The organism is Paenibacillus foliorum (assembly GCF_013141765.1).
GTDB classification, from domain to species: Bacteria; Bacillota; Bacilli; order Paenibacillales; family NBRC-103111; genus Paenibacillus_S; species Paenibacillus_S foliorum.
Map to the genome: position 1 here is coordinate 1 of NZ_WHOD01000053.1, position 15,066 is coordinate 15,066.

Annotated in this window: 13 protein-coding genes and 1 pseudogene; 12 read left to right on the plus strand and 2 right to left on the minus strand. The window is 43.5% G+C overall.

Annotation, left to right across the window (positions count from 1 at the left end):
• Positions 1 to 103: 103 nt before the first annotated feature.
• The 5 genes from GC093_RS13005 (at position 104) to GC093_RS13025 (ending at position 5,142) form a co-directional block, all read left to right on the plus strand.
• The gene (locus tag GC093_RS13005) at positions 104 to 931 is read left to right on the plus strand and encodes an AraC family transcriptional regulator (RefSeq protein ID WP_171652307.1); all 828 of its coding nucleotides are present in this window, start codon (positions 104 to 106) and stop codon (positions 929 to 931) included.
• A gap of 160 nt (positions 932 to 1,091) precedes the next feature.
• Positions 1,092 to 2,090 (plus strand): hydroxyacid dehydrogenase, encoded by a 999-nt coding sequence (locus GC093_RS13010; RefSeq protein WP_171652308.1) that lies wholly within the window; start codon positions 1,092 to 1,094, stop codon positions 2,088 to 2,090.
• 64 nt (positions 2,091 to 2,154) lie between these two features.
• Positions 2,155 to 2,967 carry a sugar phosphate isomerase/epimerase family protein gene (locus GC093_RS13015; protein WP_171652309.1) on the plus strand — a complete coding sequence of 271 codons (813 nt, stop codon included), beginning with the start codon at positions 2,155 to 2,157 and terminating at the stop codon, positions 2,965 to 2,967.
• Between the two features lie 287 nt (positions 2,968 to 3,254).
• A complete protein-coding gene (locus tag GC093_RS13020; RefSeq protein WP_171652310.1) occupies positions 3,255 to 3,635 on the plus strand; it encodes an SET domain-containing protein in 381 nt (126 codons plus the stop codon).
• Positions 3,636 to 3,669: 34 nt separating this feature from the next.
• The gene (locus GC093_RS13025) at positions 3,670 to 5,142 is read left to right on the plus strand and encodes a PstS family phosphate ABC transporter substrate-binding protein (protein ID WP_171652311.1); all 1,473 of its coding nucleotides are present in this window, start codon (positions 3,670 to 3,672) and stop codon (positions 5,140 to 5,142) included.
• Between the two features lie 332 nt (positions 5,143 to 5,474).
• Here GC093_RS13025 and GC093_RS13030 read toward each other — a convergent pair whose 3' ends face one another.
• Together GC093_RS13030 and GC093_RS13035 are read right to left on the minus strand one after the other, a co-directional pair.
• On the minus strand, positions 5,475 to 6,599 hold the full coding sequence (locus GC093_RS13030) for a UCP032817 domain-containing protein (protein WP_171652312.1): 1,125 nt from the start codon (positions 6,597 to 6,599) through the stop codon (positions 5,475 to 5,477).
• Between the two features lie 456 nt (positions 6,600 to 7,055).
• A complete protein-coding gene (locus tag GC093_RS13035; RefSeq protein ID WP_216624618.1) occupies positions 7,056 to 7,766 on the minus strand; it encodes a cyclase family protein in 711 nt (236 codons plus the stop codon).
• A 169-nt stretch (positions 7,767 to 7,935) separates the two neighbouring features.
• Here GC093_RS13035 and GC093_RS13040 point away from each other — a divergent pair, with 169 nt between their 5' ends.
• From GC093_RS13040 to GC093_RS37070, 7 genes and pseudogenes are all read left to right on the plus strand, one after another.
• On the plus strand, positions 7,936 to 8,670 hold the full coding sequence (locus GC093_RS13040; protein ID WP_171652313.1) for an SDR family NAD(P)-dependent oxidoreductase: 735 nt from the start codon (positions 7,936 to 7,938) through the stop codon (positions 8,668 to 8,670).
• Between the two features lie 379 nt (positions 8,671 to 9,049).
• Positions 9,050 to 10,003, plus strand: coding sequence for an ABC transporter permease (locus GC093_RS13045; RefSeq protein ID WP_171652314.1), 954 nt, complete (start codon positions 9,050 to 9,052; stop codon positions 10,001 to 10,003).
• Positions 9,993 to 10,940 (plus strand): iron chelate uptake ABC transporter family permease subunit, encoded by a 948-nt coding sequence (locus tag GC093_RS13050; protein WP_171652315.1) that lies wholly within the window; start codon positions 9,993 to 9,995, stop codon positions 10,938 to 10,940. The genes GC093_RS13045 and GC093_RS13050 overlap by 11 nt, the downstream gene beginning before the upstream one ends.
• Positions 10,937 to 11,695 (plus strand): iron ABC transporter ATP-binding protein, encoded by a 759-nt coding sequence (locus tag GC093_RS13055; protein ID WP_171652316.1) that lies wholly within the window; start codon positions 10,937 to 10,939, stop codon positions 11,693 to 11,695. The genes GC093_RS13050 and GC093_RS13055 overlap by 4 nt, the downstream gene beginning before the upstream one ends.
• Positions 11,696 to 11,780: 85 nt before the next feature.
• Positions 11,781 to 12,779 carry a siderophore ABC transporter substrate-binding protein gene (locus tag GC093_RS13060; protein WP_312886523.1) on the plus strand — a complete coding sequence of 333 codons (999 nt, stop codon included), beginning with the start codon at positions 11,781 to 11,783 and terminating at the stop codon, positions 12,777 to 12,779.
• 164 nt (positions 12,780 to 12,943) lie between these two features.
• Positions 12,944 to 13,957 carry a hydroxyacid dehydrogenase gene (locus tag GC093_RS13065; RefSeq protein ID WP_171652317.1) on the plus strand — a complete coding sequence of 338 codons (1,014 nt, stop codon included), beginning with the start codon at positions 12,944 to 12,946 and terminating at the stop codon, positions 13,955 to 13,957.
• A 163-nt stretch (positions 13,958 to 14,120) separates the two neighbouring features.
• Positions 14,121 to 14,538: pseudogene (locus tag GC093_RS37070) on the plus strand (transposase zinc-binding domain-containing protein); the annotation flags it as partial.
• Positions 14,539 to 15,066: the final 528 nt, after the last annotated feature.

Consider the following 15,066-nt stretch of genomic DNA (forward strand, 5'->3'; position numbering starts at 1 on the left):
CCTAGGGTTCAGCTTTTTTAAATGTTGCGTTTCATACCGGATAGTATTTAAAATAATAGTAGTTTAATCAATAGTTTGTTTACTTTGATGGGAGATGTGAGAATTGGAATCTTCACCTGTTTTTCGGTATAAAGATTTTATGCAGGAGGATTTTCCAATCAAATTCGAAATCCGCAATGAAACCAATTATAATCCAGTCCAGCATGGCCATGAGTTTTTGCAAATTTGTTATGTTCTAAGTGGGATTTGCCGTCATGTGGTTCAAGATGAACAGGCAGATCTGATGCGGGGGGATCTGTTTTCTATTCCTCCTTACACGATGCACTGTTTTATGCCAATTGCCGGACAATCGTTTGAGCTGGTACAGCTGGATTTCATGCCTTCCCTGCTGGAGGAAACGATCCGCGAATTGTCCAGCGCTACTTTGAAACAGCATCTGCTGATTAACCTGTCGCCGCGTTCTCAAATTGTTATCGAGCGTTTGATGGAGGATATTAAGAGTGAGCTGGATGCCAAGGAATCCTACCATCAATACGCGGTCCGAGCAGACTTGTTGAAGTTTTTGGTTGTCATCAGCCGTGAGGTTAATGGTTGGATGCGGGCCACCGAATCCGGGTATGAACAAGCTATTCGGGAAGTCATTGATTATATGAAACAAAATATGGAGAAACCGCTTGCGTTGAAGGATGCGGCAGCAAGGGTTTCGCTTTCACCGAACTATTTCAGCTCGCTATTCAAAATGGTGGCAGGAGTAACCTTCAGTGGTTTCTTGACGGAGCTGCGTTTACGCAAAGCGGGGGAATTGCTGCTCGAAACGGAAATGTCCGTGGTTGAAATCTTGGAGGCAGTAGGATTCAAGCATACAGGCCATTTTTATAAAATGTTTAAAAAATGCTATGGCGTAACCCCCTATGAGTATAAAAAGAATTAACATCGGAAGATAGTGTAGTTTTCTAGTAAGTTTACGGAATTCCACTAACTTAAGCCTAGGCTATAATAAACACATAGCTTTTTATGAATGCGATTTCATTCGTTGCTTATTGGGTAATCATAAGGTTATAGCTTAGTACTTATTCACATGGAGATGAACGATGAGAACATTAGTTACAGTGTGGAAAAGGGAATTGAGAGACTTATTGTTTAGTGAAAAGGTTATTAAACAGATGCAAGCTGTTTCAGATGTGGATTGGGTTACGATTGATGAACCCTATGAAGCGGAGCAGCTGCGTCAAGATATTCATAAATACGATGCATGCATCCTGTCATGGGGCTCCCCTAAGCTGACGGCCGATATATTAGCAGAGGCCAAAAAGCTACGTTTTATTGGGCATGCTGCAGGTACATTGACTCCGTATATGGATCCGTCAGCATTTGGAAACGGCATTACAGTGGTTAATGCCAATACCGCTCTCGCCAAGTCCACAGCCGAGTTAACGGTATCGCTTATGCTGGCCGGCTCCTGGGAGATCGGCAAGTACCGAGATCAGCTGCGAAGCGGGTCATGGGGCGATAACGGCAATACCGTTATGGGCTTGTACGGCCAGAAGGTTGGCCTTATCGGCTATGGAGAAGTTGCGAGGGAGGTTATCCGGCTCCTGCGCGGATTTAACGCTAGCATTAAGCTCTTTTCCCCTTACTGTTCTCAGGAAGAGGCAAGCGAGCAGGGGATAGCGCTAGGCAGCCTGGAAGCCGTGCTCAGTGAGAGCTGCATCGTGTCTCTTCACGATACGCTTACAACGTCGACACGCGGGATGATTGGGCAGGAGCAGCTGAAGCTGCTGCCGGATGGCGCGTTGTTAGTCAACACAGCGCGCGGGCCGCTGATTGATGAGGCAGCGCTGCTGGAGCAGTTATCCGCAGGGCGTATTCACGCGGCGCTGGATGTGTATCATCGTGAGCCGCTTCCGGCGGACGACCTGCTGCTGAAGCTGCCTAATGTCATCTGCTTGCCGCATATCGGTGCCTATTCAGGCTATTGGAAGTCTCAGCTGGCGGCAATGGTGGTTGAAGATTTAGTAAATTTTGCAACAGGTAAACCTCTATTAAGAGAGGTCACGGCCGAACGGTTTGACCGGATGACGACCAAGTAGGACATAAGAATTTTGAATCAAGCTATTGCATGAATTTAATTGAACGAAGCCAGGAGGAATAGAAATGAAATTATCTTTTACGACATTGGGTTGTCCTGAATGGGAATTGGATTTAATCATCAAGAGAGCCGTCGCATACGGCTTCGACGCTATTGATTTTCGTGGCCTAGCTGGTGAAATGAATATTTATAAGCTCCCTGAGTTCTCAAGCCAGCTTAGTCATACACGGGATCAAATCATGGATTCCGGCTTGAAGGTGTCCTGCTTCTCCAGCTCTGTCCATATGTTCTCCACAGATAAATATGCGCAGAATCTGGCAGAAATCAGAGAGTACGCCAGATTATGTTCATTCTTTGGGACTCGCTATATCCGTGTGTTTGGGGGAAGCATCGGGGGGACGGATCGAGCCGAAGCCATCGAAACGATTGTCCGTCATTTCAAGGAAACAGGAGCTATAGCTAAGGAGAATGGAGTTAAGCTTCTATTAGAAACACATGATGACTGGACCTCTTACGCGGACGTTAAAGCAGTAATGGAGCAAGTTGATCCTGAGGCTGTGGGCGTGCTATGGGACCTTCATCATCCGATTCGAACGCTCGGTGAACAGCCCGAGGATACATGGGCAGCACTTGGACAATGGATCGAATATACGCATGTGAAGGATTCCCGCTTACTGCCAGAATCTGACGGTAAGTTCAAGTATTGCCTGACAGGGGAAGGCAGCATCCCGCTGACCGATTTGTATAAGCTTTTGGAACGTAACGGCTATGACGGCTATTATACATTCGAATGGGAGAAGAAATGGCATCCCGATATTGAGGATGCGGAAGAAGCATTCCCTCAATATGTTCAATATATGCGCAATCTGTCTATTTAACCGGAGCAACGGTTGATATTAGAATATTCGTTACTGAGTACACCCATTATTAACACATCTAACCAGAGCCCCCTTCCCCCATCATTTCGATGGGGCGGGGCTTTTTTCTATCTTTAATGTCTTGATGGTTGCTTTATGGCGATGGAACATTCAATCTGGATGAGGGCTGAAACGATATTTTTAACATTTTATTGCTGTTTTAACGAGGGTGAGTTAAAATTATTCTTTTAAACGTGATTAGAAGAGTAAAGAATAATATAGACTAAAGAACGCGAAGGGTGAGCAGCATGATTGAGATAAAAAATTCTAAGCTTAGCAATGGCGAGTTCAATAGAGGGGTATTTGCGACACGGGATATAGCAAAAGGTGAGCTTATACATGAAGCACCGGTCATTCCTTATCTTAATGAGGAACATGTTCATATTGAGAAAACAATACTTGCAGATTATGTGTATGAGTATGGTGCCAATCACACGGCTATCCTGTTAGGCTATGGCAGTTTGTTTAATCATTCCTATACACCGAATGCCACTTATGACATTAACTTTGACAATCATACGTTTGACTTTTTTGCCTATACAGCGATAAAGGCAGGGGATGAGATACTAATCAATTATAACGGGGAAGTCGATTGCAACGATCCTCTATGGTTCAATGAAGGAGAGTAAACATCGTAACCAAGCATAGTAGGAGGCGATGCTATTGAATCAGCCGAGCTCCAATAACGATTTGAAGATTCCTCATCAACCTGGTTCCAATTGGCTAGGGCCAGCTCTTGCAGCGGCGCGCAGAGGAATATTATTTTTGGTTAGCTATGTGTTATTTGAATTTTTACTGATCTTGGTCGTAATCAACGGGGGCGGTGCCGTAGATCGGATATTTGACATTCGAGCGTTGAGTGACTCCAGCTTGATTCTGTTAATGATGCTATATGCCGTCATCATAGCTCTTCCATTTGCGGGTTACGGCTTTATAGCAGCTAAGAGGTTTCCTGCAAGCATGAGAATTCATACGTTTTCCTTACTGTCCGTTGTTATGGTTGGATTCGCTATATGGTACGCTACTTTTGCGAGTGTAAAAGGTGCGACCTCTGATTTTGGCGGAATCACCTGGCTGCCTTATCAAGTATTTGTTCTATGGGCGCTGCCATTGTTTGAAAGCGCTAAGTCTTATATAACGGACAGCAGTAGTATGAAGGTTACAGCTCTATTGGCTTCCGTTTGGCCGAGCTTATTTGCACTATTAGGCATTGGTGCTCGAAAGGCAGCAGCGAGTAATCGAGGAACAAGGATTTTAAAGACAGTCGCTATAACTCTAGCCTCACTGTGGCTTTTCATCTTCGCTCTAACCTCCCTATGGCCCCGACATTCGATGTTCACCGCAGAGACCTTTCCCAAAATCGATGGGGCTACCGCTGCCATTCCATTTGGCAAAATTTTGATGAGAGAGCTAACGGGTACCAACAAGCCTTGGGCGGAGCAGCATGTTTATTTTAATACTACCCATGCTGCGTATGAAAATTTGATTGCCAAGAAAGCCGATCTAATTTTTGTGGCAGGACCTTCCGATGAAGAACTCAAGCTCGCTGAAGCCAGTGGTGTGAAGCTTAAGCTTACACCAATTGGTAAGGATGCTTTTATTTTTTTAGTTCATACCGATAATGAAATCTCTAATCTTTCTGTTCAGCAAATTCAGGATATTTATGCAGGTAAGACTAATAGCTGGAGTAATGTCGGAGGGCCGAATGAGAGGATCATAGCTTTTCAGCGTGAAAAAAATTCCGGCAGCCAAACTTATATGGAGCAAAAGGTAATGAAGGGGCTACAGCTGGCTGAACCGCCTAAGGAGAAAAAATCCTCTGGCATGGGGGGACTCATTGACGCTGTTGCTGATTATAAGAATGGGAGCTATTCGATTGGCTATTCCTTTTACTATTTTGCCAATGAAATGCATAAACGCGAACAAGTAAAATTCCTTTCTGTTGATGGGATTGAGAGTAATAAAGAGAACATCAGGAAAGGGACATATCCTTATACGGCGCTTTTGTATGCTGTAACTCGTGAGGATGAACCAGTGGACAGCTCGGCAAGCAGGCTGCTTCAATGGCTTCTGAGCGTTGAGGGCAAAGGCATGGATGCCATCGAAAGAGGCGGCTTTGTGCCGGTATTGAATTAACCCGAGGGCTGGCCAGGCCAGGTAGGGTTACCCCTTTTCTATCGAATAGATGGAAGAACTCCCTTTATTCTTCAATTTGTTGAATGCAGAACTAGTTTACATGGATATTCTCCATCTAATTCGGAACTGGGTTTGCACCACGGGGATATTATTTGAAATTACCGTGAGATTTTCCAGCAAAGTTGTGGGTTAGGACTCATCTAAGCGGAATTAACAAGGTTTTTTACCATTATTGGTTAATTACAGTAATTGTGCACATTGTGCACAAACAAGACCTCGAATCATCCCGTTGTTCACAGGGGGAATTCGAGGTCTTGTTTGTGGTCGTTCATTTAGTCTCCACCACCGCCGCAGCTGGAAGAAGAGCAGCTGGACGAGGAGGACGAACAGCTTGAAGAAGATCCACTGCTATCATTCCCCCCGCTAGAGTCTCCGCTTCCATCACTGCCCCCGCCGTGGTTCCGATTATCATCATCGCCCCAAGTGGTGGAGCTGCTGCTACACGAGGAGCTGGAGGAGCCGGCTTCCTGAGCCCGCCGCTGTACTTCCTCCTCAGAATAGTGCGGCTCCATAAGTGCATCGAAGTCAACAAATTCCGTTGCCGAATAGAACATTAAGGCTCCGGCTAAATAAGGCATGAAAGCGGCAGGTTCATTGCCTACTGGCCGCTCAGCCGAATAAGAGGCCCCAGGCACGGCTCTATGTACCTGTTCCTTAGCCTTACGAATCAGCAGTGAGATCGTATCCCGAATCTCGGGATATCGTTCCGCCGCTGAGCGGTTGAACCTGTTCGCAGTCAGCTCAGACTCGCTGTCTTGCTTCAATTCCTCCAGCAGCCTAGGATCGAGCGGATGCCGGAAGAATGGCCGCCATATATGGGCGGAATAGGGTGTTGGGACGAATAGCTGCGCGTACATCCAATCGAACCACGCCCGACCTCCAGGGTCAGGCTGACCGTCGGAATGCGGTCCGTGATGAATAGGTGAACCAATGAATGCTTCACCAAACTGTGAATATTCTCTAGTGAACATTAACATTTCGTGCCAGATGTCATCTACCGACTGGCTGAACATAGGTACATCCCTGCAAAGGGCTGTCATGAGAAAATACCGTTTCAGCTCCAGCAGCTTCCAATTGTATTCGGCTTCGGACATTTGCGGGTTCTGCCGCTGGATTCGTTCGCGGAGCTTCAGCATGAATGACTCCGGCAGAGACTGTTCAAGCCGGATGACAGCAGGCTCCAAGGGGATTTGCGGCTGAATACCTAGCAGAGTCGGCAATGGGGTATTCTCATAAACGGGTGTGGGTGATCCAGTTTTTCTGCTGCTTGCTCCCAATTTGGATCCTGCTCCAGCATAATTGCTGCTGCCTCGTTGAGCCGCTTTCCTATTGTTTGATTGGCTAATAATTACGATAAGTACAAGGACAAACAAAATAATGATGAGTGTTGTAGTCATGCATTCCCTCCTAAGAGTTTTCGTAGAAAACTTTAACATCGTAAGCAACTTCCTGATTCTCATTAGTGAGACTTACATCGTAAGCAGAAAGAGTTTTCTTAGAAAACTTGCTTCACTAGCAACTGCTGAAGCAGTGCAGGTACGCCTATTGTACCATAAAATGTAAACCTGATTCATGAACGTTCATGGGTCACAGGTTAATCTTCCGACTATTCTCGTCGCAAGCTGTGCATTTCCATTTCTTTAAGAATTTTTCTGAAAGCCTCTCCCTTTATCGGTCAGGGAGTATTCCACAGTTATATGTGTTAAGAAAGGCTGCATACCCATAACTATTTTTCAAAGGAATGCTTGCTAGCTTGTGTTGGTGAAATGGAATGAAAAAAACTCCTGGACCGATAGATGATCGGGAAAGGAGGTTTGTATATTGAATGCGACTAGTAGCCTATGCAAATAGCTTTACTTATAAGCCACAGCACGGATCGGCGAGCCTGATCCCTGTTTGACCTTTAGAGGAAAGGCAATCATATAGGATTCACCTATGATTTCCTCTAGCTTCGTTAAGTTTTCGATAATGTTGATCCCATTGCCAAGCAGAGCATAGTGGGCAGGGGCTCCTACCGCATAGTAGCTATCAATGGCTAATACATCGCAGCCGACGGCTTTGATCTGTTTCGAAACTAAATATTCAGCGGCTTCCCCACTTAGACCCGGCCAAGATTTGCTGTATGTCTGGCTTACCGAGCGAGGCTCCCAATAGCGATCCCATCCGAATCGGAAGTTGACAATATCGCCTTTTTCGATGGCATGATATTTTTGTTCCCATTCTTGTAGGATTTCAGTCGTTACCAAGTCGGTATCCTTGAAATGTGATACATCCAACGTGAGCGCGCGCCCAAAGCATTGGGTAACCGGCGTTTCAGCCATATACAAATGCTCAGGATGATCCTCTTTGAGGAAGTGGGCAGTGGCATCCATATGGGTTCCACAATGCTCGTTAATAATAAGCTGGTATAACAGCGCTTGGCTTCCAGTTTCGAAGGAATCCCATAGGGTATGAAAGTAACGTGAGTGTGTTGGATAAATGGGCATATCTTCCTCTAAAGTGTGGGATAGATCAATGACTTCCATGCTTTGCAGCAAGGTGGATAATTGTTTGGCTTTGGACACGGGATTTCCGCCTTTCCTGGTTCATATCGAGTGCTTTAATAAGTCTGGATTTGATTTCATTTTAGTATGGATTCCGTTAAGAATCACTACAAATTTTGCCATACGTAGCATGATTTATTGTACTATAGGTAATAGTGAATAAGCTGAAAATAAAAAGGAGAGATTTCCATTGATAGGTAAAGCTGCGCTAATTACAGGAGCTGCAACAGGAATCGGTAAAGCAATTGCAATTCGTTTGGCTAAAGAAGGCGTACATATAACGATTAATTATTCCAAATCCGAGAAAGAAGCACTGGAAACCAAGAAGGAGATTGAGGCGCTTGGAGTGAACTGTCTGCTATTTAAGGCAACCGTTTCGGATGATCAGCAGGTGCGGTCTATGGTTCAGCAAACTATTGAGTCTTTCGGACGATTGGATATATTGGTTAATAATGCGGGGGTTACGGATTTCGTCAAGCACGATGACCTGGAGGGATTAAAGGAAGAATATTGGGATCGGGTTATGGATGTTAATGTAAAAGGTATGTTTTTCTGCTGCCGGGCTGCCGAATCCGAGCTGAAAAAACAGCAGGGCTGTATCGTGAATATTACATCCGTTGCCGGACTAACAGGATTGGGCAGCTCTATCGCTTATGCAGCTTCTAAGGCAGCTGCCATTAGTGTTACGAAATCTTTGGCCAGAGTGATGGCGCCAGAAGTGCGTGTAAACTCAATCGCACCGGGAATCGTTCAGACCCGCTGGGTTGAAGGTCAGGGAGACCATGTGTCGCGGCTAGCGGAAGGAACCCCACTCGGTAGAATTGCAACACCTGAGGATGTCGCAGAGGTAGCCTACTCATTAATCGCTCATTCCCATTTTATAACAGGGGAAACGATCAAAGTTGACGGTGGGATGTTCATATAAGGATAGTTGAGGAGATCGAGATAGACGGGGTGAGTTTCTTGGTTCATATCGACTCCAACAAATTACCTTGCCCAATAAGATGAACGAGTTCAAGCCGTCTATATAAATAGTTCAAGAACTAATCGGAATGTGAGACAGATTGCTGCGGCAGTCTGTTCTTTTTGTTATCGATTCCTATATTGTGTCGAAATTAGGAATAGAAACTACGGTGATAGAAAAGTCCATGGAACAAAAATGAAAAGTCTATTCATGTAAAGAATCGGTTTCGAGTAATATGAATCATGTTGATAATGATTATCACTTTCATATCATTAGTAATGATTATCGTTATTAATTCAAATCAGACAATCCTTCTGTAAAGGAAGAGTTAGGAAAGGCTATGAGAATAAGGTACCTTCTAATCGCGTTAATCATTTTATCCTTTTGCTCTATTTTCATCGGAGTGAAAAATATATCGCCGCTTGACATTTTTCATCTAACTGAGGATCAAGCTGATATTTTGATGATAAGTCGGCTCCCGCGTTTAATCAGCATCATTATTGCCGGAGTCAGTATGAGTGTCATTGGGTTGATTATGCAGCAGTTAACTAGAAACAAATTCGTTTCACCAACAACTGCCGGGACAGAGGATTCGGCGAGGCTCGGTATTTTGGTAGCTATGCTTATGTTTACGACAGCAAGTCCTTTGCAAATGATGCTCGTTTCATTCGCTTTTGCGCTTCTTGGGACTTTTATATTTATGAAGATTCTTGACAAGGTCAAGTACAAAGATATTATTTTCATCCCGCTTGTAGGCTTGATGTTCGGTAATATCGTGGGTTCGATGACTACCTTCTTTGCATATAAGCATGATCTCATTCAGAGTATATCGGCTTGGCTGCATGGTGATTTCTCAATGATTATGAAGGGCCGCTACGAAATGCTGTATATCAGCATTCCAATCGTCATCATCGCTTATCTATATGCGGATCGTTTTACCGTTGCAGGGATGGGGGAAGAATTCTCCGTCAATCTGGGACTAAATTATAAGCAGGTCGTCAATATCGGGCTAGTTATTGTAGCGTTAGTAACATCCGTAGTCATTCTAACTGTGGGTATGATTCCGTTTCTTGGACTGATCATTCCTAATATAGTAACTATTTTCAAAGGTGACCATTTAAAGAAAAGTCTCACGCATACCGCCTTATTAGGAGCCGTATTTGTATTATTTTGCGATGTGCTTGGACGTATCATTATTTATCCCTACGAGATTGCCATTGGTCTTACAGTCGGAGTGATAGGAAGTGGTATATTTCTTTACTTGCTTATGAGGAGAAAGGCATATGAACATTAAAGCGAAGTTAAGCATTCTTGCCGTAGCTGCATTGGCATTAATAGCGACATTTATATTTATAAAGCTCGGCACGAACTGGGGTTACGCTCTCCCGAGAAGGGGAATTAAGATCCTTGCTATTGTTCTTACGGCCATTACCATTGCCTTCTCTACTATGGTGTTTCAGACGATTACGAATAACCGAATTCTGACCCCAAGCATTCTAGGTTTGGATTCGCTTTATGGATTAATTCAAACAGTTGTTATTTTTGGATTTGGGTCGACTACGATCTCGATGATGAGTAAAAACGTCAACTTTGTGTTATGCGTGATCGTAATGGTTTTGTTCGCAGGAGTGCTTTATAAAATTATTTTTAAACGAGATGGGCAAAACATTTACTTCCTGCTCTTAGTCGGGATCATATTCGGGACTTTGTTTCAGAGCTTTTCATCCTTCATGCAGGTACTTATCGATCCGAATGAGTATCTCAGGCTGCAGGACAAATTGTTTGCCAGCTTCAATAATGTGAATAAGGATCTACTATATATATCGATTATTGCTTTGATATTTATCGGTGTATATTTTATGAAATTCGCCAAATATTTGGATGTGCTTTCTTTAGGTAAAGAGCAGGCTGTCAATCTGGGAGTCGATTACGATTACGTAGTGAAAAGACTGCTCATTATAATCGCTATTCTAGTATCCATTTCTACAGCTTTAGTTGGGCCCATCACTTTCCTCGGATTGCTTGTTACGAATGTGACCCATCAGTTAATAGGAACGTACAAGCACAAGTATTTAATTCTAGGATCGATGCTTATTAGTATCATTGCATTAGTCGGAGGACAATTAATCGTCGAGAGAGTGTTCACCTTTACTACAACAATAAGCGTAGTTATTAACCTCGTCGGTGGGCTGTACTTCATCTATCTCTTATTAAAGGGGAATAAATCGTGATAGAAGTAAGGAAGGTTTCCAAACGGTACGGCAGTAAAAATGTAATAGAAGACGTATCCGTTAACATAGCAAAAGGAAAGATCACTTCATTCATAGGACCTAATGGAGCTGGAAAAAGCACTCTGTTGTCCATGGTAAGCCGCCTTATAACTAAGGATAGCGGAGAGATTTACATTGAAGGCAAGGAGCTGCATAAGAGCAAAAGCAATGATCTGGCCAAGAAGATTTCGATCCTGAAGCAAGCGAACCATATTAATGTCCGTTTGACGGTTAGAGAGCTGGTCAGCTTTGGACGATTTCCTTATTCACAAGGCAAGCTGAATGACGAGGATTTGAAATTTGTAGATGAGGCTATTGCCTATATGGATTTGGAGGAAATGCAGAATAAATTTCTGGATGAATTAAGCGGGGGCCAGAAGCAGAGAGCTTACATAGCGATGGTCATTGCCCAAAATACAGAGTATGTTCTGCTCGATGAGCCGCTTAACAACCTTGACATGAAGCATTCCGTTCAAATCATGAAGGTGCTGCGGCGAATGGTTAACGAGCTTGGCAAAACGATTGTAATCGTAATCCATGACATTAACTTTGCCTCCTGTTATTCCGACTATATCGTAGCTCTCAAGGATGGGAAGGTCATCAAAGAAGGAACAACGGATGAGATAATAACACAGCCTGTATTAAAAGAAGTCTACGACATGGACATACAGATTGAAACGATTAACGGTAATAAAATCTGTGTGTATTTTGCATAGACTTACTTTTACTAAAAGAGCTTCACTAAATCCGATTTGAATACCATTTCAAATAGCATGACAAATAAATCTAGGGGTGATCAGAGTGACAAGAAAAATTTCTTTGCTTTTAGTAACAATCATGATGATGTTGGTAGCTGCTGCTTGCGGTACAACAAGTACGAACTCCGGTTCAAATAACGCAGCAGGTGGGAGTTCAACTCCAACGACTCCAGCTCCAGAGGCTGCCAAGGCGCCAACTGAGTTGACCTTCAAGCATCAATTGGGTGAAACTAAAGTAAAAACAAATCCTAAAAAAGTGGTTGTGTTCGACTACGGTATTCTGGATTCATTAGATAAGCTGGGTCTTGATTCAGTTGTTACAGCAGTACCGCAATCCAATCTGCCACCATACTTGGCGAAATATAAAGACGCTAAGTTTAAAAATGCAGGTACCCTGCAGGAGCCAGCATTTGAAAAAATCAACGAAATGAGTCCAGACCTTATCATTATTTCGGGCAGACAGCAAGGACACTATGCAGAATTAAGCAAAATTGCCCCGACTGTATTTATGGGCATAGACAACAAGAAATATATGGAAACCTTCACTGAAAATATGGAGAGATTGGGTCAAATTTTTGGTAAAGAAGCGGCTGTAAAAGAAGAGCTTGCCAAAATCAATGCTTCCATTAAAAAAGTAAAAGATACAGCTGCTGCTAGCGGCAAGAATGCATTGGTAACCTTGGTTTCAGGTGGTAAAGTTACAGCTTATGGAACAGGCTCCAGATTCGGAATCATCCATGATGTGCTGGGAATTACACCTGTAGAGAAAAACATTGAAGTATCCACACATGGTCAAACCATTTCCTTTGAGTTTATAGTAGAAAAAAATCCGGATTATTTGTTCGTAGTTGACCGTGAAACAGCGGTAGGCGAAAGCAAAACAACGGCTAAACAGATTATTGAAAATGAACTGGTTAAAAAAACCAACGCATTTAAAAACGGCAAAATTGTTTATTTAGATGCTAACTACTGGTACTTGTCCGGAGGCGGATTGGTTTCTGTAGCTGCAATGGTTCAAGAAATTGAAAAAGGCTTTAAATAATTAACAAAGCGCCTTCCTAAGAAATGAGTGCAGACTCAGCTTCATCGGGAGGCTTTTGTTATATAAGGGAATGAAAGAAGAGAGGGAAATTTTACTATGCTTGCCGAGATTGTACTGCTATAATAATGATGTTCTTGACCTGAAATAATAGCGGGAGGCGCGTTATGAAAGTAAAGGCGATATTTATGGCTGACAGTAGTGATGCGGGGATCGAAAGGGCTTATGATGAAAGCGTTCGCACTAGATTGGCAGAAAAGCTTGATTTGTTTCCGGTTTATATAAATCAGGAAAATGCAAAGCTCCATCTTAATGAGTTAAGTGACGTAGAAATCGCTTTTTCCACATGGGGAATACCTAATTTTTCGGAGGAAGAGCTGCAGCGTTATTTGCCTAATTTGAAAGTCTTATTCTATGCAGCTGGTTCCGTTCAACGTTTTGCGCGTCCATTTATGTTCCGTAATGTAACCGTTGTCAGCGCGTGGGCAGCTAATGCCATTCCAGTAATAGAGTTTACCTCAGCGCAAATATTGCTTGCCAATAAAGGCTTTACACAATCGGCAAGGTCTTATAAACAGCATGGTGATTATCGCCAAGCACAGCAGATATCAAGAGCATTTCCCGGTAATTACAGTGCACGGGTCGGCATTCTGGGAGCGGGAATGATTGGCAGAGGCGTTATAGAAATGTTGAGCAAGCATGAGTTAGCCATTGATGTATTCGATCCTTTTCTTTCTGATGATAGAGCGGCTGAGCTCAAGGTTCGTAAGACGGATTTGATCGATATTTTCACTAATTGCGATACGATCTCCAACCACTTAGCTAACTTACCGGCTACCGTAGGTATTTTGAACAAGGATCATTTTGACCGAATGCTGCCTCATGCTACTTTCATTAATACAGGTAGGGGGGCTCAGGTAGTTGAAGCTGATTTGATTAAGGCATTGCGCGAGGTATCGACGAGAACGGCTATTTTAGATGTAACGGCTCCTGAACCTGTCCCAGATAATAGTCCATTCCTGCAGCTGGATAATGTTCTCCTCACACCGCATATCGCAGGAAGCATGAATAAGGAAGTTTATCGAATGGGCCTTTATATGGAGGCGGAATGCGAAAGGTATTTAACGGGGGCCGCTATGCGCTATGAGGTGAAGCTGGAGATGCTGGAAACCTTAGCCTAATGCCTAATGCGTCATCAGAATGAATAATAATAATGATAAAAAAGACTTCGATCCGAAGTCTTTTTTAAACATATAAGATTTTATATGTTTTTGGGTTTGTGGTGAGCGAAGCTTACCCCTTATTTAAATTTTTGGTAAGGTAGAGGTATGGACTCAAACGTAACTGAAACAAATATTTTTTGATGAGCAACGGCACTGGGATGCCTTTGAAGAAAAGCACAAATAACATATTAGACCTAACTTAGTGAAAGAGGTGCAAAAATTTCGTAGCTGCGGAGATCCACGAAATCTTGTTTGCGAAGGTTGTAATGACATTCGCAGAGTACCCTACCGTTGTATAGGACGCTTCTGTACAACATGTATGTTCCTGTGGGGAAACGGGGGAGTGGAGCCGAATATTGACGGAGGATGTGTTCCAGGTTAATCATCGACATGTGGTGTTTACGATCGATGAAGGGTGGTGGAACGTCTTTTTGCAGCATCGAAAAATGTTGAAAGAATTCATAGACGAGGCCGTCTGACTCATTAAAGAACATTTTGAAAAGAAACATAAGATGACACTTGGCATCATTGCGAACGTATCGATCATAGTGCCCGAGGGCATCGATTGTCCGATGCGTAGTCTGGCTTCCATGGGAGCGAAGGAGATAGCGGAAGTAAAATTTCCGCTATCTCCTAAAAAAGCATAAAAACAGAGAAATAACGGAATAGCTTGTTCCGTTATTTCTCTGTTTTTTGTGTAAAGGCCTCCCATTCAGGGACTTAACGGAAGTCCGACTTCCGCTAAGTCCCTGAATGGGAGGCGGTGGAGAGAATAACGGAACTTTCAGTTCCGTTCAAAGAGATCAAGGAACAACTGGGTGAGCTCGAACGCTGTTCGTCTCATTTTACCATATATGTTTGACTTGTTTGGAGAGCGAAAACATACCGCTTAGTTATGTATCCCGAGTACTACAAAGGGGTACATGGCTATGAATACCGCCTGACCGAAAGGTTAGGAGAAGTAAAGAAAGAAGTAGCAGAAGGCAGTACAGTGGAACAGTAAGAGGGAATGGGTGTGGGTGGAGGAGCGGTAGCGTCCGCCTTTGAAGCTCGTGTTCCAGCCGCTG